Annotated in this window: 14 protein-coding genes; 7 read left to right on the forward strand and 7 right to left on the reverse strand. The window is 63.8% G+C overall.

The annotated features are described in order from the left end of the window. The first annotated feature begins 1 nt into the window (after position 1). The 5 genes from ACL9RI_RS17780 (at position 2) to ACL9RI_RS17800 (ending at position 6,570) form a co-directional block, all read left to right on the forward strand. A complete protein-coding gene (locus tag ACL9RI_RS17780) occupies positions 2-1,591 on the forward strand; it encodes an ABC transporter substrate-binding protein (RefSeq protein ID WP_422727826.1) in 1,590 nt (529 codons plus the stop codon). Positions 1,592-1,615: 24 nt separating this feature from the next. Next, positions 1,616-2,599: an ABC transporter permease gene (locus ACL9RI_RS17785; RefSeq protein ID WP_422727827.1), complete on the forward strand. Its 984-nt coding sequence runs from the start codon at positions 1,616-1,618 to the stop codon at positions 2,597-2,599. A gap of 124 nt (positions 2,600-2,723) precedes the next feature. Next, positions 2,724-3,608, forward strand: coding sequence for an ABC transporter permease (locus tag ACL9RI_RS17790; protein ID WP_422727828.1), 885 nt, complete (start codon positions 2,724-2,726; stop codon positions 3,606-3,608). Further along, a complete protein-coding gene (locus ACL9RI_RS17795; RefSeq protein ID WP_422727829.1) occupies positions 3,605-5,365 on the forward strand; it encodes an ABC transporter ATP-binding protein in 1,761 nt (586 codons plus the stop codon). Before ACL9RI_RS17790 ends, ACL9RI_RS17795 begins: the two co-directional genes overlap by 4 nt. A 26-nt stretch (positions 5,366-5,391) precedes the next feature. Continuing rightward, the gene (locus ACL9RI_RS17800; protein WP_422727830.1) at positions 5,392-6,570 is read left to right on the forward strand and encodes an LLM class flavin-dependent oxidoreductase; all 1,179 of its coding nucleotides are present in this window, start codon (positions 5,392-5,394) and stop codon (positions 6,568-6,570) included. A 42-nt stretch (positions 6,571-6,612) separates the two neighbouring features. Here the strand turns inward: ACL9RI_RS17800 and ACL9RI_RS17805 are convergent, their stop codons facing one another. After that, on the reverse strand, positions 6,613-7,632 hold the full coding sequence (locus ACL9RI_RS17805; protein WP_422727831.1) for an aldo/keto reductase: 1,020 nt from the start codon (positions 7,630-7,632) through the stop codon (positions 6,613-6,615). Positions 7,633-7,887: 255 nt separating this feature from the next. On the opposite strand from ACL9RI_RS17805, the gene ACL9RI_RS17810 reads away from it, so the two are divergent. Together ACL9RI_RS17810 and ACL9RI_RS17815 are read left to right on the forward strand one after the other, a co-directional pair. Continuing rightward, positions 7,888-8,943, forward strand: a complete 1,056-nt coding sequence (locus ACL9RI_RS17810) for an ABC transporter substrate-binding protein (RefSeq protein ID WP_422727832.1) — start codon at positions 7,888-7,890, stop codon at positions 8,941-8,943. Between the two features lie 8 nt (positions 8,944-8,951). After that, positions 8,952-10,163 carry a JmjC domain-containing protein gene (locus tag ACL9RI_RS17815; RefSeq protein ID WP_422727833.1) on the forward strand — a complete coding sequence of 404 codons (1,212 nt, stop codon included), beginning with the start codon at positions 8,952-8,954 and terminating at the stop codon, positions 10,161-10,163. Here the strand turns inward: ACL9RI_RS17815 and ACL9RI_RS17820 are convergent. From ACL9RI_RS17820 to ACL9RI_RS17845, 6 genes are all read right to left on the reverse strand, one after another. After that, the gene (locus ACL9RI_RS17820; RefSeq protein ID WP_422727834.1) at positions 10,160-11,464 is read right to left on the reverse strand and encodes an FAD-dependent oxidoreductase; all 1,305 of its coding nucleotides are present in this window, start codon (positions 11,462-11,464) and stop codon (positions 10,160-10,162) included. The two genes, ACL9RI_RS17815 and ACL9RI_RS17820, sit on opposite strands and share 4 nt — an antisense overlap. A 93-nt stretch (positions 11,465-11,557) precedes the next feature. Next, positions 11,558-12,697: an LLM class flavin-dependent oxidoreductase gene (locus ACL9RI_RS17825; RefSeq protein WP_422727835.1), complete on the reverse strand. Its 1,140-nt coding sequence runs from the start codon at positions 12,695-12,697 to the stop codon at positions 11,558-11,560. 3 nt (positions 12,698-12,700) lie between these two features. Then, positions 12,701-13,540, reverse strand: a complete 840-nt coding sequence (locus ACL9RI_RS17830; protein ID WP_422727836.1) for a hypothetical protein — start codon at positions 13,538-13,540, stop codon at positions 12,701-12,703. 31 nt (positions 13,541-13,571) lie between these two features. After that, positions 13,572-15,170, reverse strand: coding sequence for an ABC transporter substrate-binding protein (locus tag ACL9RI_RS17835; protein ID WP_422727837.1), 1,599 nt, complete (start codon positions 15,168-15,170; stop codon positions 13,572-13,574). A gap of 14 nt (positions 15,171-15,184) precedes the next feature. Further along, a complete protein-coding gene (locus ACL9RI_RS17840; RefSeq protein ID WP_422727838.1) occupies positions 15,185-17,707 on the reverse strand; it encodes a TonB-dependent receptor plug domain-containing protein in 2,523 nt (840 codons plus the stop codon). A gap of 256 nt (positions 17,708-17,963) precedes the next feature. After that, positions 17,964-18,365: a hypothetical protein gene (locus ACL9RI_RS17845; RefSeq protein WP_422727839.1), complete on the reverse strand. Its 402-nt coding sequence runs from the start codon at positions 18,363-18,365 to the stop codon at positions 17,964-17,966. Positions 18,366-18,367 lie beyond the last annotated feature (2 nt).

An 18,367-nucleotide genomic window follows, 5' to 3' on the forward strand; every position in this document is an offset into this window, starting at 1 on the left:
CATGCCCCGCTATTTACGCCGCTCCTGCGCCACCGCGCTATTCTGCATGGCCTTTGCCAGCAGCGCAGCACCAGCAACATCGGCCGCTCGCGTCGCCGGCGGCACGCTCAATTTCGTCGTCACGCCGGAACCGCCATCGCTGGTAAACCTGGCCACCAGCGCAGTGCCCGTGCTGAAAGTGAGCAGCAAGGTCACTGAAGGCTTGCTGGCCTACGATTTCAACTTCAACCCGACGCCGCAGCTGGCCACCGCCTGGAGCATCAGCCCCGATGGCAAACGCTATACCTTCACCTTGCGCCGCGGCGTCAAATGGCATGACGGCAAGCCGTTCACGTCGGCCGACGTGGCGTTTTCGCTGGAGCTGCTGAAAAAAATCCACCCGCGCGGCAAGAGCACCTTCGCCAATCTGACGGCGGTACGCACGCCGGACCCGTACACGGTGGTGCTGGAACTGTCGCAGCCGGCGCCCTACCTGATCAAGGCCTTTGCCGCATCCGAGTCGCCCATCATCCCCAGGCATATTTACGAGCATGGCGACGCGCTGTCGAATCCCAATAACATCGCGCCGATCGGCACCGGCCCGTTCAAATTCTCCAAATGGGTGCGCGGCAGTTATATCGAGTATGTGCGCAACCCCGACTACTGGGACAAGCCCCGTCCCTACCTGGACAAGATCATCGTCAAGTTCATTCCCGATGCGGCCGGGCGCGCGATCGCCTTCGAAAATGGCAGCGTCGACCTGGGCGGCGACACACCGGTGCCGCTGGGCGACCTGGCGCGCCTGAAAAACAACCCGACCCTGGGTGTGGAAACGTCGGGCTACCAGTTCGAGGCCGGTCCGCTGCGGCTGGAATTCAATCTCGACCAGCCAATACTGGCCAAGCTGGCGGTGCGCCAGGCGATCGCCCACGCGCTGCAACGCGAAATCATCAAGAGCGCCGTATTTTATGGCTACGCCACAGTGATCCACGGCCCCATCCTGCCCGGCAGTCCCTACTTCAGCGCTGCGCCGTCACCGTATCCCTTCGACCTGAAGCAAGCCAATGCCCTGCTCGACCAGGCAGGCTATCCGCGCCGGACCGATGGCAACCGTTTCACGCTGACCCTGGACCCGCTGCCGATCGGCGACACGCCAGCGCGCACGGCCAGCTATGTCAAGTCGGCACTGGCGCGCATCGGCATCGCCGTCACCATCCGCGCCCAGGATTTGCCAGCCTACCTGAAGCGCGTCTATACCGACCGCCAGTTCGATTTCGTCGTCAACGGCATGAGCAACCTGTTCGATCCGACCGTCGGCGTGCAGCGGCTGTACTGGTCGCAAGGCTACCGCCAGGGCGTGCCGTTCACCAATGCCTCGCACTTCAGCAATGCCGAGGTAGACCGTTTGTTCGCGCTGGCGGCGGTGGAAACGGACCAGGCCAAACGGCTGGCCCAGTTCACGCAAATCCAGCAGATCGTGGGCCAGCAACTGCCCGACATCAACCTGGTAGGGCCGCAGCAGGCGACGCTGTTTAACAAGCGGGTGCACGACCATACGCCGACGCCGAATGGCCTCGATGGCAATTTCGCCACGCTGTATTTATCGCCATGAATCTGACACCATGAATTGCACACCATGAACCGCCTGCCACGTCTGCTCAAGGCCCTGCGGCGCGCGCTGCTGTACGCGCTGCCGACCGCGCTCGGCATCCTCATCCTCAACTTCCTGCTGCTGCAACTGGTGCCGGGCGACGCAGCCGACGTGCTGGCCGGTGAATCGGGTTCGGCCACGGCGGAAACCATGGCGATGATGCGCAATCACTTCGGCCTGGACCTGCCGCTGTGGCAGCAGTTGCTGAACTACCTGAATCACCTGGCCCATTTCAGCCTCGGTTTTTCACCGCGCTTCAATATGCCGGTGATGGAGCTGATCTGGAGCCGCCTGCCCAACACCTTGCTGCTGATGGCCAGCGCGCTGGTGATTTCGGTCGTGCTGGGCATCCTGTGCGGCGTGGTGATGGCAACCTGGGCTGGCCGGTGGCCGGACCGCGTGCTGTCGCTCCTGTCGCTGCTGCTGTATTCGACGCCAGGCTTCTGGATCGGCCTGATGGCGGTAGTGCTGTTTTCAGTGCACCTGGGCTGGCTGCCCAGCGACGGCAGCGTCACCATCGGCGCCGCGCTGGGCGGATGGGACGCCCTGCGCGACCGCATCAGCCACGCGCTGCTGCCGGCGCTGGCCCTGTCCAGCGTCTTCATCGCCATCTATGCGCGCCTGACGCGGGCCGCGATGCTGGAAGTGCAAACGCAGGATTATGTACGCACGGCCGAGGCGAAGGGCCTGCATCCGCTGGTCATCCAGCTGCGCCACGTGCTGCGCAACGCGCTCATTCCCGTGACCACGGTGGCCGGCATCCACCTCGGCAATCTGCTGGGCGGCGCGGTGGTCATCGAAACCGTCTTCAGCTGGCCGGGACTGGGCCGGCTGGCGCTCGAAGCGGTGCAGGGTCGCGACTACGCCGTATCGCTGGGCGTACTGCTGCTGTCCTCGTTCATGGTGATCTTCGCCAACCTGCTGGTCGACGTGCTGCACGTCTGGCTGGACCCCCGCATCAAGGCTTGAAACGATGGAACCGACGACGATTATCAATCCCCCGCAGCCAATAGCATCGGCAAGCCCAATCAGACCGCCGAATCCGCATAATCTGCGCATCCGTATCGCCCCGCCAAGAACGGCGCCGCAAGCAGTGCCAGCGCCCGATACGCCAGCTGCGCCAGCCGTACAGCGCCGGTCGTACCCGGCCCTGCGCCGCTACCTGCGCAATCCGGCTGCGATGACGGGCACCGTTCTGCTGCTGCTGATCGTGCTGATGGCGCTGGCCGCGCCCTATCTGTATCCGGGCGATCCGCTCGACATGGTGGCGCAGCCACTGCTGTGGCCGGGACAGGATGCCCAGTACTGGCTGGGCACCGACTCGCTGGGGCGCGATATGCTGGCCGGCATCCTGCATGGCGCCCGCGCCTCGCTGCTGATCGGCGTTGCGGCCGCCGCCATCGGTCTGTCGATCGGCACCCTGATCGGCGCCTGCGCCGGCTATTTCGGCGGCCGCGTCGACAGTGTGCTGGTGCGGCTGATGGAGCTGTTCCAGGCCACGCCCTCCTTTTTGCTGATGATCGTGATCATTTCCATCGTGCCGCCCACCATCGCCGTGATCGCACTGACCATCGGCATCACGTCGTGGACCACGGTGGCGCGGCTGGTGCGGGCCGAATTCCGCTCGCTGAAACAGCGCGACTTCGTGCTGGCCGCGCGCAGCCTCGGCTACGGCGACAGCCGCATCATCTTTATCGAAATCCTGCCCAATGCCCTGCCGCCGGTGATCGTCGCCACCTCGGTGATGATCGCCACCGCCATCCTGATGGAGTCCGCGCTGTCCTTCCTCGGCCTGGGCGACCCGAACCGGGTCAGCTGGGGCAGCCTGATCGGCAGCGGCCGCGAGATGCTGCGCAGCGCCTGGTATTTGACGGCAATTCCCGGCAGCGCGATCATCGTCGCGGTGCTATCCCTGAACCTGGTGGGCGACGGCTTGAACGACGCGCTGAACCCACGCCTGCGGAGCCGGTCCGAATGAGCCTGCTGCTGGAAGTAAACAAGCTGGACGTCCATTTTGGCGCCCACCACGCCGTGCGCAGCCTCGATTTTTCCATCGCCGCCGGCGAGACCCTGGCGCTGGTGGGCGAATCGGGTTGCGGCAAGTCGAGCACCGCGCTGGCCTTGATGCGGCTGCTGCCGGCCAGCGCCCGCATCCAGGGCCAGGTGCTGTTCGAAGGGCAGGATTTGCTGGCCTTGTCGCCGCCAGCCCTGCGCGCGCTGCGCGGCAACGCGGTCTCGATGATATTCCAGGAGCCGATGACCTCGCTCAATCCGGTGCTGACCATCGGCCAGCAAATCACCGAAGTACTGCGGCTGCACCAGCGGCAATCGGCAGCGGCGGCACGCCAGCGCGCGATCGAATTGCTGGACCTGGTCAAGCTGCCCGAACCCCGGCGCCGCATCGACGATTATCCGCACCAGTTATCGGGCGGCCAGCGCCAGCGCGTGATGATCGCGATGGCGGTAGCCTGCCGCCCGCGCCTGCTGATCGCCGACGAACCGACCACCGCGCTGGACGTCACGATCCAGGCGCAGATACTCGAATTGCTCGATACCTTGCGGCGCGAATTCGACATGGCGCTGCTCTTGATCACGCACGACCTGGGCGTGGTCGGCCAATGGGCGGACCGGGTGGCCGTGATGTATGGCGGCGAAAAACTGGAACAGGGCACCACCGGACAACTCTTCACCCAACCGCAACACGCTTACACGCGCGGCTTGCTGGGCGCCTCGCTGACCCTGGAGCGCGAACTGCACTACCGCCAGCAGCGGCTGATGGAAGTCCATGCCGGCACCGACCCGCGCAGTGGCCAGCGCAGCTTTAGCCTCAGCCACGGCAAGCCTGCGCCGGCACAAGCGGCACAAGCGGAAACCCAGGGCCAGCCGCTGCTGCAACTGCTCAAACTGGAAACGCACTACCCATCGGAGCACGGCCTGGTACGGGCCGTCGATGGCGTGTCCTTCGATATCGCCGCCGGCGAAACGGTGGGCCTGGTGGGCGAATCGGGTTGCGGCAAATCGACCCTGGGCAAAACCATCTTGCGCCTGATCGATCCATCGGCCGGGCAGATCCTGTTCAAGGGCAGCGACATCAGCCGCCTGGGCCAGCGCCAGCTGCAACCATTCCGGCGCCAGGCGCAAATGATCTTCCAGGATCCGTATGCCTCGCTGAACCCGCGCCACAGCGTGGCCGATATCCTCGACAGCGCGCTGCGCGTGCATGGCGTGACCGACCGGGCCGAACGCGCACGGCGCGCCAGCAGCATCATCGACCGGGTCGGCTTGCCGGCCACGGCGCTGCGGCGCTTTGCGCATGAATTCTCGGGCGGCCAGCGCCAGCGCATCGGCATCGCCCGCGCGCTGGTGCTGCAACCGTCGCTGTTGATCTGCGATGAACCCGTGTCGGCGCTGGACGTGTCGGTGCAGGCGCAAATCCTGAACCTGCTGGTCGACCTGAAGCAGGAATTGGGCTTGTCCTACCTGTTCATTTCGCACGATTTATCGGTGGTGCGCTACATCGCCGACCGCGTGCTGGTGATGAATGGCGGGAAAATCGTCGAAAGCGGCGACCATCGCAGCATCTGGCGCAACCCCGTCAATCCCTACACGCGCAGCCTGATCGCCGCCGTCCCTACCTCGGCCTTTGCCGCCAGCATAGGCCAAGGCCAGCAACAGCAGTCACCGCCAGCGCGCGAAGCATCGCTGCCATTTTCGTTTTACCGCTTTGCACTGTGATCCACCCCCATCTTACGGAAAACCTCATGCCGCTTGCCACCGCCACCACTCCCTCCACTGCCAGCAGCTTTGCCGCGCCAGCCGACTTCCCCGACAGCCCGGTATCGCAAATCCTGCGCCAGCCGATGATGCTGGGCCTGTTTTTGCCGATCCAGGCCGGCGGCTGGAGCGCTTCGCACCTGGAGCGCAGCACCAGCTGGAGCTTCGATTACAACCTGGCGCTGGTGCAGCGGGCCGAGGAATTCGGTTTCGACCTGGCGTTCGCGCTGTCGCAATGGCTGCCCAAGGGCGGCTACGGCGGCGTTTTCAATGGCGAGGCAATCGACTCGTTTACCTCGCTGGCAGCGATGACGGCCGTCACCAAACGCATCATCCTGGTGGCCACCACGCACGTGCTGTACGGTCCATGGCACCCGCTGCACTTCGCCAAATACTGCGCCACGCTGGACCACGTCTCGAAAGGCCGCTGGGGCATCAACGTCGTCACCGGCCACCGCGCCGTCGAGCATGAGATGTTCGGCTGGCAGCGCATCGAACACGACCACCGCTATGCGATGGCGGCCGAATTCCTCGACGCCGCGCAACACCTGTGGGCAGCCGACGATAATTATTCGGTCACGCCGGCGCTGTCGTCGTGGAAGCTGGACAAGGCCTTCGTCACGCCGCGGCCGCAGTACGGCCGGCCGCTGCTGGTCAATGCCACCGGCTCGGACGCCGGCATCGATTTCGCCGCCCGCCATTCCGACCTGGTATTCATCACCAGCCCGGGCGGCGGCGCGATTGCCGAAGCGCTGGCTTCGCTGCCGGCCCATACGGCCAAGGTCAAGGCGGCCGGCGCCGCCGTCGGCCGCAAGCTGCGCACGCTGATCAACCCGATGATCGTCTGCCGCGAAACGGAACAGGAAGCATGGGCCTACCATGACGCGATCGTGGCCCATGTCGACCCGGTCGCCAGCATGCAGAATTTTAATAGCGATGCGCACGCCTGGCGTGGCCGCAAGGACAATGGCCAGGATGCGGCGCGCGCGGTGGGCGGCAATATCCGTCTGATCGGCAGCCCGGAACAGATCGTCGAACAGATCGTCGCCCTCAAGGAGGCCGGCATCGACGGCATCCAGTGCAGCTTCTTCGACTTCAAGCCGGACCTGGAATTTTTCGGCGAGCGGGTGCTGCCGCTGATGAAGCAGGCGGGCCTGCGTCTGTAGCAAACCGGCTGGCAGGCGCCGCGCGCCTGCCTTCTTTAATGCTTAGCTGCCAAAACGCGGCTTGCGGCCGACAATCACATGGCTGGGGTCATTGAAGCCCGGCGTCGATGGGTGGCCGGTCACCACCAGGCTGTCGACCAGCGCCTCGTCTTCAGCAGTAAATTGATACTGCAAAGCGGGCAGGTAGTCATCCCATTGTTCTTCCGTGCGCGGGCCGGTAATGGCCGATGTAACCAGCTGGTTGTTCAATACCCAGGCCAGCGCAAACTGCCCGGCGCTGATGCCGCGCGCCTCGGCGTGCTGCTTGATCTGCTGCGCCAGTTGCAGCGACTCGGGCCGCCACTCGGTCTGGTGGATGCGCTTGTCGTTACGGCCGGCGCGGCTGCCTTCGGGCGGCGGCAGGGACGGATCATATTTACCGGTCAGCACGCCACGCGCCAGCGGGCTGAATGACACCACGCCGACGCCATAGTATTCGGCCGCCGACAGATGCTCCGCTTCCGGCTGGCGGTTCGCCAGGTTGTAGCATGGCTGCGTGGCGGCAGGCCGGTCGACGCCCAGCAAATCGGCGGTGCGCACGAATTCAGCCAGTTTCCAGGCCCGGTGGTTCGACACGCCCCAGTAGCGTAGCTTGCCAGCCTGGACCAGGTCACTCAGGGCGCGCACGGTTTCTTCGGGACGCGTTTCATGGTCTTCGCGGTGCAGATAAAACAGGTCGATGTAATCGGTGCCCAGGCGCTTCAGGCTGGCGTCGACCGACTGGATCACATTCTTGCGCGACGCCCCCTTGTCATTCGGCCCGCTGGCGCCGGGATTCTGGTTGACGAATTTGGTCGCCAGCACCCACTGCTTGCGCCGTTCGGCGATCAAGCGCCCTACCACCTCTTCCGACTGGCCGCCGTTGTAGACGTTGGCCGTATCGATAAAATTGACGCCCTGCTCGAAGGCCTTGTCAGTAATACGGCGCGCGACCTGCTCATCGGTCTGGCCGCCAAACATCATCGTGCCGAGGCACAAGGACGACACCTTGATGCCGGTCTGTCCCAAATTTCTGTACGTCATGGACTACGCTCCTGTTGTATGAATGGGCGAAACGGCCAGCCGCCGCTTCAGCTGCGCTGACTATATCGGCAAAAAATTTCCACCCAAACGAATTTTTTCACGCTTGTTTATGACACTCCGGAGCCGGTATCAAATTGTCATTGCGCGGCGCCGAACAGTCATAAACATATGCCGAATGATTCGTTTCAAGCGTGCTGCGGCTTGACTATATTGAGTCTCGTCGCCGCAACATGAACGCTTTCCAAGGATCCCCATATGTCCCACATTGCTCCTGTCCCAGGCGCCGCACCGACCGAGTTATGGTACACCCGCTGCCCGGTGCCGACCACCTCCGGCATCGCCCAGCACTTCGGCTGGCTGCACCAGGCTTTTGCCCGGCAAGGCATCACGCTGGCATCGATACGCGCCTCGGACGATCCGGCGGTGCGCCAGTCGCACTTCGACCATACCCATCCAAACATGTTCCGCGAAGGCGGCAACGCGCCGCCGATCTGGGCCCGTGCCAACGGCCAGAACACCGCCGTCGTCGGCATTACCTGGGTCGATGAAGAGCAGGTGATCCTGGTACGCCCCGACAGCGCTGTGCATACCCTGGCCGACTTGAAGGGGCGCCGCCTGGGTCTGCCCAAACAGATCACCAGCGAGCATATCGACGTGGGCCGCGCACAAGACTTGCGCGGCTTGCTGACGGCCCTGTCGCTGGCTGGCCTGCGGCGCGACGAAGTGCAGTTCATCGATGTCGCCACCGATGACAGCGGCGGCTTGCGCGAACAGGTCGAGCACGCGTCCGTGCGGCGCCACGCCACCAGCGAAGCCTTGCTGGCTGGCCAGGTCGATGCGATCTATGCCAAGGGCGCCGTCAGCGCAAGCCTGATCGCCAGATACGGCTTGCGCGTCATCGTCGACTTCAACCAGTATGCCGACCCGCTGGTGCGCATCAATTCCGGCACGCCGCGCCCGATCACGGTCGACCGCACGCTGGCGCTGGAACACCCGCAACTGGTGGCGCGCTACCTGGCGGTATTGCTGCGCACCGCAGCATGGGCGCGTGAACATCCGGATGAAGTGGTCGGCGCGATTGCGGCCGAAACAGCGTCAGGCGAAGACGCCGTGCGGCGCGGCTACGGGCCTGCATTGCACCGCAGCTTCGAGCCCCGGCTCAGCGACGATTACGTCCATGCGCTGGAACTGCAAAAAAACTTCTTCCGCGATGAAGGTTTTCTCGCCGGCGATATCGACTTTGCGAGCTGGATCGTGCGCGAACCGCTGGAACTGGCGCACAAGCTGGCAAATGCACTGGCCGCCGCCTGAGTCCATACATGTCCCTTCTGCCTGGACCGACAATAGCCGCGCTATTCGGCGCCGATCACGCCGGCGATTTCCTCGCGCATTGGCCGGAGCGCCACTATGCGGTGCACCGGTCTGCTGGCGCGCTGCCGCCAGCCCTGCGCGTGCCGGAACTGGCCAGCCTGGAGGCGCTGGCCAGGATTTACAAGGGGCCGGTAACGTTCGGGCGCGGCACACGCGACGCACGCACCGTCAACGTCGACGCCCATGCGCCCCATTTGTTCCAGCTGGGACTGACGGTGTACCTGCCCGATATCGCCCGCTTCCTGCCTGTTTTGGCGCGCTGGCTGCAAACGCTGGAACAGGAACTGGGCTTGCCGGCTGCTTGCACCACCGTGGGCGCGTTTGCCTCGCCTCGAGGCGATGGCGTTTCCTGTCATTTCGACGCGGACGATGTCATCTCGATCCAGCTGCAAGGGCACAAGATATTTGATATCGCCAAGGTCGATGGCCTGCCCTACCCTAGCGGCCAGCAGTTCGGTCCCGGCATGCTGCCCGGCGACGAACTGTATCCGCAAGCGGGTGCCGGTTTTCCAACGCCGGACCATGCCAGTTTTGAGTCCATCGCCATGGCGCCCGGCTCGGTGCTGTTCCTGCCGCGCGGCACCTGGCACCGCAGCGTGGCCGAACAGGATTCCTTCTCGGTCAGCATCGGCATCCGTCCGCCGCCCGCGATGGATCGGCTATTAAAGCGCGTGCACGACTTGCTGCTGCAGCAAGCCGAGTGGCGCCGCCCCCTGTATGAAGCAAATCAGGCAACGGGGCGCGAAACACTGGCAACACGCCTCGACGGGCTGCTGGAACAACTACCCAAGCTGCTGCAGCAAATCCATGGCGCCGACCTGCTGCAGCCCGACCAGACGCCATTGCCGCTCAAGGCCGGCAGCCGCCTGCAGCAGGTCCCCCAGGCCAGCCTGGCGTACCAGCGCCTGCCGCCACGGCTCAAACTCAGCGTCAGCGCACTCGACCGGCACTGGGTGGCCCGCACCACCCTGGACACCGAAGTGCCCGGCCACCTGGCCGATGCACTCGACTGGCTGGCCGACACGCAGGCGGCCTTCAGCGCGGGCGACTTTTACCAGCGCTTCGCCAGCCTGGCCCAGGCCGACAAGCAGCAACTGCTGGAATTGCTGATACGGTCCGGCTTCCTGCGGCTGCTGTGGTATCCAGCGCTGGAGAATTAAGCGGCCTGGCGGGTTTTATGACTCTGCACCCATAGGGATTGGCCCGGCGCGCTGCGCACATCGGGCCAGTCGTGCCGGGACGTGGCGGCATGGCCCTGTTCAAAGGCGGCGATCGACTTGCGCACGGCGTCAAAACCCTGTTCCAGCATCTGCGCCTCATAGTCGTGCAAGGCTGCCAGCAAGTCCTTGCCGCCATCGCGGTGCTGCAGTATCTGCCGCACAAACAGCGCAGCATCGGCCAGCGCCGTGTTGGCGCCCAGCGCGCGGAAATACGTCATGCTGTGGATGGCGTCGCCCAGCAGGGTCACGGCCCGCGTCGGCCACGGATCGACCGGCAGCGAAGTGCGGATCGGCAGTACGCCCAGGGTCGCCGTCTCGCTCAGGTCAAACAACTGGCGGTAGGCCGGATGCCATGTTGCCACCACCTGGTTGATAAAGCTGCGCAGTTGCTCGCCGTCGTAACTGAACAGTTCATCATCGGGCGGCAATTGCTCGCGCAAGCCGCTGAGCGCCCACATGATGTAGCTCTTGGCATTGTCGAACAACAGGCCGCCATGCTCGCCGATGGCGGCTGCATCCTCGCCGCCGATCGCGCCGATGGCTTCGTGGCCGGGACGGAATTCATGGCTGGTAAAGAACAGGTTATAGCCGCTGTCCGATTTCACCGACACGGTTTTTTGATAAAACAGTGCCGGCACGCTGCGCTTGACGGCATCCGTCAGTTCGATCTTGCCGGCCAGCCGGCGCGCGCCCGTATCGACCCAGCGCGCGTGCGGCAGCAGCTGGCGCCGCACGCGCGAGTTGGCGCCGTCGGCCCCGACCAGCACATCGCCCACCACGCTGCTGCCATCGGTGAAATAGGCAACCACCTTGCCATCGTCGCGCTCTTCATACCGGTCATAGGTTTTCTGGTAGTGCGGCACATCGTCCAGGCCGGACAGCAGCACCTGGCGCAAGGTGATGCGGCTGACCGATTTTTCGCGTTCGCTATGCTCCACTTCAGGGTCGGGATCGCGGCGCGGCAGCTCCTGCAGCTGCTCCGACAGCAGCGCGTATTCGCCCGGCGCAGCGGCATAGGTCGAGGCAAACGACTGATACAGCGTTTCCGGCAAACAGGCTTGCAGCGCGTCGATGCCGCGGCTGCGGATTTGCAGCCGGAAGCCCTGCAAATAATCGGTACGCGCCACGTCGCGCTCATACACGGCCACGTTGACACCATGCTTCTTCAATCCCTGTGCCAGCAGCAGGCCGCCCGGGCCTGCGCCGATAACGATGACTTTGAATCCTTGATACTCGCTCATGTTTACCTTTCGCTGCTTCAAAAAATAATATGCCGATGTCAGACGTAGGTCGGATTAGTGCGCAGCACGTAATCCGACAAGCGTGCAGCGTTATTAAAGCCGCAGGCCCGCCTGCTTCAGCAACGGCAAAATCCGTGCGCCGAAGTGTTCCAGGTCAGGCTGGAAGTCGTTGAAACTCAGTTGCACCCCATCGATGCCGGTCTTTTTCAGCGCAATCAATTGATCGACCACCTGTTCCGGGCTGCCGATGATTTCAATATTGCCGCCCACGCCCAGGCCCTGCTTGTGGCTGGCGTCCTTGCGGCCGCGCCAGGCATGGGCGTCGCTGTCGTAATCGTGCTTGCCGGTGCGTACCGAGGTAGCGACGATCTGGCGCGCATGCTCATGCGCTTCGCGCTCCGTTTCGCGGCAGACGATGACGGGGTTGATCAGGGTGCGCACGCGCCGTCCACGTGCCTCGGCAGCGCGCTGCACCTTGGCGATATGCGCCGGCAAGGTATCCAGGGCGCTATCGATATGGGCGCCGCCCGGGCTGGTGATGAACACCAGGTCGGAATAGCGGGCAGCGAAGTCGATGCCCGCGTCGGAACCGGTGGCGTTCACCAGCAGCGGCCGGCCAAACTGCGGTTTCGGCGTCACGTAGGCATCTTTCAATCGCCACGGCGACTGCCCTTCAAACGAATAATTCCCGGTCTCTGCCCACAGCCGCTGCACCACGTCGAAGAATTCGCCCGCCAGTTCGTAGCGGCGGTCATGCTCGATGCGCCCGGCGCCAAACATTTCATGTTCGACGGCGCGGTGGCCGGTGACGATATTGACGCCCCAGCGGCCTTTCGAGATATGGTCCAGCGTGGCGCCGAACTTGGCGAAGTGCAGCGGGTGCCACGGGCCATACAGCACGTGCACGGTCGATATCAGCAAGATCTTGCGGGTGATGGCGGCCATCGCACCCAGGGCGATAAAGGCGTCGAGCGACGCTTCGCCGTCGTAGCCGCCCTTGGGCAGCCACTGGGTGCGGCTGAAGGCCAGCTCGAAGCCCAGCGCATCGGCGGTCTTGACCACTTCGGCGTTGTAGTCGAAGGTCCAGGTCGAGGTATTGGGCAGGGTCGAGCGGCGCATGTCCTGCAGGTTGAGGAACACGCCCAGCAGCAGCGGCTGGCGAAATGCCTCGGCGACGGGGCTGCCGGCGATGTCCCCCGGCGCGGTGAAGTCCAGATCCAGTTTAATATCCATGCGTCAGGCCGCCAGGCTGGTCAGCTGGGGCAAGTCCTGCTCCGGCGTCTCCAGCAAATGACTGAGCACGCGGCGCCGGTAGCCATCGTAAATGGCGGTCACGTTCCTCAAGTCCGATTGCCAGGCACGGCCCGCGTTGGCGATGCGGTGCCGCAGATAAGGGTTGAGGCGACGCTGCATGTCGTCATCGGCCGCGATCACCTTCGCTACCCATTCACGGCGTTCCTGCTCCGTCGGCAGCGCCGCCAGCTGCTGCTTGACCCAGTCGACGATATTGATGCGGTGTAGCAGTTCATCGTCCGCCTCGTTGCCGGCCGCGTAGTCGAGCACCTCGTCCTTCTTGCGCCCGTATTTGATCTTCGCAGTGCGGCCCTCGGCTTTCAGGCGGCCCTGGATGTGCAGCTCGTAATGCAGCTGGAACGCCAGGAAACCGTGCACGTCGCGGTAGGGAATGTCGCCCAGCGCCTGCCACAGTTCATCGATGTAGGTGTCAATGACGGGCAACTGGTCGCTGCCGGTCAGGGTGGTCAAGCGGTGCCGCGCCAGTTCCGCGTGATGGCCATCGTCGCCCACCTGGCGCGCCAGCTTCAATTGGAAATGGGTGTCGATCTCCAGGTGGGCGATGGCCTTCGACACGGCTTGCACGATGAAGGTGTCATGCGCGGCCAGCCGCGCCGTGAATTCCACCACCTCGGCGATTTCCTCGGTCGTCTGCGGTTCGCGGGTCTGGCCGGGGCCGGGCGGCGCTGGCGGCAAGTGTGGCGCCTGCACGGCGATCACCTCGTTAAACAAGCCGTTTTCAAACGTGGCGTCCCAGCCGTAGCGGGACTGTAGCTGACTCATGGTGGTTTCCTTGTGGTGAGGTGATACATCATTAACTCTTGCCCAGCCAGGCCGACGCAAAATTGCCGAGAGCGCCATCGGCCGTGACCATCACATTGCGCAGCCGCCGGCTGCGCAAGACCGGCATGCTCGACTCCACCAGCGGCAAGGTGACGGCGTCGCGCTGCACGATTTGCTGGAATTGCAGATACAGCGCGCGGCGGCGGGCAGGATCGAGTTCCACCTGGGCCGCCTCCAGCAGGCTGTCGACCTGGGGATTCTGGTAATGCGCGCCGTTGGAAAATGCGATCCCCGGCTGGAAGGTCTTCGAGGAATAAAAGCGCTGGCTGCCGATGGCGGGATCGGGTCCGGCCGCCGCGCCATACAGCACCGTGTCGAAGTCACGCCGGGTATAGATGCGGTTGACGAATTCGCCGGCGTCCTGCAGGCGTACGTTCAATTGCACGCCGATGCGGCGCAGGCTGCTGCGCAGGTATTGCGCCGACTGCACCAGTGGCGGACTCGGATACGGATCGCACGACAAGCTCAGGCGGATGCCGCGTGCATCGGGCTTCAGGCCCGCCTGGTCCAGCAGTTCGGCGGCCCGCTTCAAGTCATGGGGATAGGCAGGCAAGCCGCTGCCAAAGAAGGCCGGCAAGGTGGACGGCACTGGAGACGTAGCCGCCACGGCGTCGCCAAACCAGATATTCCTGACCAGGAAATCGCGGTCGATGCCATGCGCGATCGCCTGGCGCACGCGTGCATCGCGCAGCACCGGCCGGTCCAGGTTGAATTCAAAAGAATTGATCACCGATGAAAAGCCGGTGGCCCGCGTATCGACCACCAGCGCGCTGTTCTTGCGCAGGCGGACGATGTCGGCCGGCGCCATGATGGTCGCCAGCTGGATGGCGCCCGTTTCCAGCGCAGCGGCAGCAGCACCCGCATCAGGCAGGAAGCGGAATATCAGCTGGTCCAGGTAAGGCTGGCCTGGCTGCCAATAATGCGGATTGCGTTCCAGGACGATATCGCTGCCCCGGTTCCAGCGCACGAAGCGGAACGGCCCCGTGCCGACCGGCTTGTTGTTGGCCGGATTGCCCAGCACCGCGCCGTCCGGCCCACCCTGATACAAATGGGCGGGCAGCACTTGCGATTCAGCCGACGCCAGCGCACTGAGGATGTAGGGCGCCGGTTTCGACAGCCGCAGCACCACGCTCAAGGGTGTCGGCGTCTCGACCCGCTGCACGTTGGCGAACGTGCCACGGCCACGGCTGTGGTACACCTTCCATACTTTCATCAGGGTGTAGGCCACGTCGGCCGACGTGAAGGGCTGGCCATCATGCCACAGCACGCCGGCGCGCAGGGTGAACTGGATCGCCAGGCCATCGGGACTGACCTTCCAGGCGGTGGCCAGTTGCGGCTGCGGCTGCAGCGCCAGGTCATACGTCAGCAAGCCATCGAAAATCTTGGTCGACACCAGCTGCGTGGGACCGGCCGAGGTGATCGCACTGCTTAAAGTGGTCGGTTCCGGATTGGCGCCGACCACCAGCGTGCCGCCGCGCGCCGGCGTGGCATTTTCAGATGCGCCCCACACCGGCCGGGCCAGCGCGCCAGCCCCCAGTACGCCCATAAAACTGCGCCGCGATATCAGCATGCTTGCTCCACTCATCACCAGCTCACATCGAGGCGGGCGTAGTAATAGCCGCCGTCGATACCGTACGGCGAGTACCAGCTGTACGATGGACTGGTGACGGGAATCGCAAAGAATTTCTTCGCTTCCGCATTGAGCTCATTGGGCCGCTTGCCGAACAGGTTGTCGGCGCCGATGGACAGGCGCGCATGCTTGTTCAGGGCGTAGCCGAGGTTCAGGTTCGTGATGAAGGCGGCATCGACCACTTCGTCGCGCGCAGCCGACACCGAATTGGCATTGCTCACTTTGGAATAGCGGGTTTCCTTGATCGTCAGGTCGAATTTATCGACCTTCCACAAGGCGCTCAGCGAAGTGATGTTTTTCGGATTATTGTCCGTCAGCGCGCTGATGGTGGCCCGGTTATAGGCGATGCCGCTATTGGCCAGCACCGCCGGTATGCCGGCCAGGCTGTTGACCTTGGTCTGGTTCTGGTTGCTGGTGAAGATCCAGTCGATCTTGCCGTAACCGGCAGGCAGCTGCGTGCGATGGTCGATCACCAGATCCAGGCCACGGGTCACCGTGCTGGCCGCGTTGGTGAAATAGGTGACCGAAGTGATCGCCTGCGGTCCCAGGCCCGCGCTGTTCAAGATATTGTTGACGGTAGGCCCTTGCAGGGTCGGCGTCGAGATGATGCGGTTGCGGATCGCGATCTGGTAGGCATCGAGGCTGATATTGGTCGATGGCGACGGTTTGAGCACGATGCCGACACTCTGGTTGACCGAGCGTTGCGGCTGCAGATCCTGCGCGCCCAATGCCCTGGCAACGACGCTGCCGGCCGGCGCCGACAGCGCAAACGACTGTCGCAGCTGACCCGTTAGCGGATCGGTGGTATAGCCGCCGACCTTGGTGGTGTAATACTGCTGCTGCAAGGTTGGCGCCGAAAAGCCGTTGCTGAGCGTGGCGCGCAGCGCCACCGTATCGCTGACTTCATACCGGGTCGACAGCTTGCCGGTGCGGACATTGCCAAAGTCGTTGTAATGCTCGAAGCGGGCCGCCGCCGCGCCGCTCCACTTTTGCGTGAAGGCCTGGCTGAAATCGGCGTACAGGGCATCGTTGGTGCGCGCATGCGAACCTGCCACATCGGGCGAAAAACCGGCCATGCCGGACGCGCCCGAGTTGGGCCGCTGGCCTGCCAGCGGGCCGGACGGGAAGGCATAACCGCCATTCGCATACGAAGCCCACTCGCCAGCCTGCTGCTGGAACTGTTCGCGCCGGTGCTCAAAGCCGGTAGACACGGACAGCGGCTTGGCAAACCAGCTGGTCTGCACATTGCGCGTCAGGTCCAGGTTGGTGACCCATTCGCCGGACACCAGCGCGCCATCGTAAAAATCGTGCTGGTTCTGGTAGACCGGCCCCAGCGAACCGTTGAGGGAATCGCGCGTATAGATGTCGGCCTTGTCGTGGCCATAACTGGTGCTCAGGTCCCAGTTCCAGCCCAGCAGATCGGTGCCGCGCGCACCAAGCACCAGCTGGTAGTCGTTTTCGCGGGTTTCAAACTTCGGGATAAAACCATCGGGATACACGTCGACATAGTTTTGCGGCGAATTGGCGGGACGGTAGTATCCCCAGCCTTGCGAGCGCCGGTCGCCCGCCGTGGCATACGAATACAAGGTGACGTTCGGCCCCACCGGCAGTTCGGCGTTGTAGCCCACGTTATAGGTTTCGCCAGCCGGTTTACCGAGGATCATCTTGTAGCGCGACTGGCTCGTTTCGCGCGGGTCATTACCGAAATACAGCTTGGTGGTCAACGGGATCGGGCCCTGGTCGTTGGTGGCGCGGTGCGCGTCGGCGGTGGCGCTCAGGCTGATAAAGCCGCCATCCTGGCCCAGGTCAAATCCCTGGTTGAACAGCAGGTTATTGGTCTTGCCCTTGCCATCGAAATCGCCGACCGTGTCGCCATACTGGCCATACAGATAACTCAGGCTGCCGCCATTGCCATTGGTCTTCAGGATGATGTTGATCACGCCGCTGATGGCGTCCGAGCCATACTGCGCGGCGGCGCCGTCGCGCAGTATTTCGATATGGTCGACGGCGCTCATCGGTATCAAATCCAGGTCGGTCGGCGACTGGCCATTGATGATCAGCGGCGTCTTGTGGCGGCGCTTGCCATTGACCAGCACCAGCACGCTGTTGGCGTCGAGCCCGCGCAGGGTTGCCGTCGCCACGGCGATGCCGGTCTGGCCCTTGAAGCCGGGCGTATTGCTGTACGAGGGATACAAGGTAGCGAGCGCATCGCGCAGGTTTTGCTTGCCGGTTGCGCCCAGTTCCTTGGCGCCCACCACGTCGATCGGCGAGAGGCTCCGGGAAATGCTGCGCGCTTCGCCGCGGGCGCCCGTCACGACCACTACATCCTGCGCCTGCACCGCCGCGGCATCGCTGGCTGCGACCGCTTGCCCGAACGCCGGCGCTCCCGCACACAGGCCGCCGATCAGCATGGCTAACAAGGATAAACGCGGTGCACTGGTCTGCGATTTTTTTGTTGCGACTGACGTAAGCGGCATTGCAAAACTCCCGTGATAATGTGTGACAATTGGTAGGCCAATTGACTATATCAACAGCGTTTCTCGACGAAAACGAATCTTTTTGACGCGTCTTATTACTTTTCGTTAGCACGGTTTTTGACGAATGGACGCCTGCTGGAGGGCGCCGTGGCAGGCAGTCCGGGGGACGGCGGGTGTTATCGGAGGGAAGTCAAACGGGAGGCGGACACTGCTGCCAGCCATGGAAGGCTGCAGCAGCGTAGATAAGGCAGAGGTACTAGCGGCGCGCCCTGGCCTTGCCCAGGGCGATGCGCTGCAACACGATGAAATGGATCCAGGCCAATGCCGGCAGCACCATCAGCAGCAGCGCCATGCCGGCTGGCATATCGGGCAGGAAGCGCACGGCGCAAGCAAAAAAGCCGGCGAGGGCGAGCCAGAAGCGCCAGTTGAAGGCATACGATTTGCGCGCGACGGTAGCCAGGACGATGCGCCAGAATTCCAGCAAGGCCCACAGGCCGCCAATCAACAACAGCGCAGCCAGGCCATTGGCGCCGGGTGCGTCGGCATAGGTGCGCACCAGGTTGTAGAACAGCACCGGGTAAGCGGCTGTGATGGCCAGGGTGGCGGGACCGGCCGCGATGACGGCTTCGATAAGTTGCCCTTTAGAACGATGATCCATTT

It is taken from the genome of Janthinobacterium sp. Mn2066 (assembly GCF_049319705.1).
GTDB lineage: Bacteria > Pseudomonadota > Gammaproteobacteria > Burkholderiales > Burkholderiaceae_D > Janthinobacterium.

Bases quoted from the DNA above. Each gene is read 5' to 3' on its own strand.
- ACL9RI_RS17835 (WP_422727837.1), bottom strand. From the start codon at position 15,170: ATGCTGATATCGCGGCGCAGTTTTATGGGCGTACTGGGGGCTGGCGCG.
- ACL9RI_RS17820 (WP_422727834.1), bottom strand. From the start codon at position 11,464: ATGAGCGAGTATCAAGGATTCAAAGTCATCGTTATCGGCGCAGGCCCG.
- ACL9RI_RS17830 (WP_422727836.1), bottom strand. From the start codon at position 13,540: ATGAGTCAGCTACAGTCCCGCTACGGCTGGGACGCCACGTTTGAAAAC.
- ACL9RI_RS17785 (WP_422727827.1), top strand. From the start codon at position 1,616: ATGAACCGCCTGCCACGTCTGCTCAAGGCCCTGCGGCGCGCGCTGCTG.
- ACL9RI_RS17815 (WP_422727833.1), top strand. From the start codon at position 8,952: ATGTCCCTTCTGCCTGGACCGACAATAGCCGCGCTATTCGGCGCCGAT.
- ACL9RI_RS17825 (WP_422727835.1), bottom strand. From the start codon at position 12,697: ATGGATATTAAACTGGATCTGGACTTCACCGCGCCGGGGGACATCGCC.
- ACL9RI_RS17840 (WP_422727838.1), bottom strand. From the start codon at position 17,707: ATGCCGCTTACGTCAGTCGCAACAAAAAAATCGCAGACCAGTGCACCG.
- ACL9RI_RS17800 (WP_422727830.1), top strand. From the start codon at position 5,392: ATGCCGCTTGCCACCGCCACCACTCCCTCCACTGCCAGCAGCTTTGCC.
- ACL9RI_RS17845 (WP_422727839.1), bottom strand. From the start codon at position 18,365: ATGGATCATCGTTCTAAAGGGCAACTTATCGAAGCCGTCATCGCGGCC.
- ACL9RI_RS17810 (WP_422727832.1), top strand. From the start codon at position 7,888: ATGTCCCACATTGCTCCTGTCCCAGGCGCCGCACCGACCGAGTTATGG.
- ACL9RI_RS17805 (WP_422727831.1), bottom strand. From the start codon at position 7,632: ATGACGTACAGAAATTTGGGACAGACCGGCATCAAGGTGTCGTCCTTG.
- ACL9RI_RS17780 (WP_422727826.1), top strand. From the start codon at position 2: ATGCCCCGCTATTTACGCCGCTCCTGCGCCACCGCGCTATTCTGCATG.
- ACL9RI_RS17795 (WP_422727829.1), top strand. From the start codon at position 3,605: ATGAGCCTGCTGCTGGAAGTAAACAAGCTGGACGTCCATTTTGGCGCC.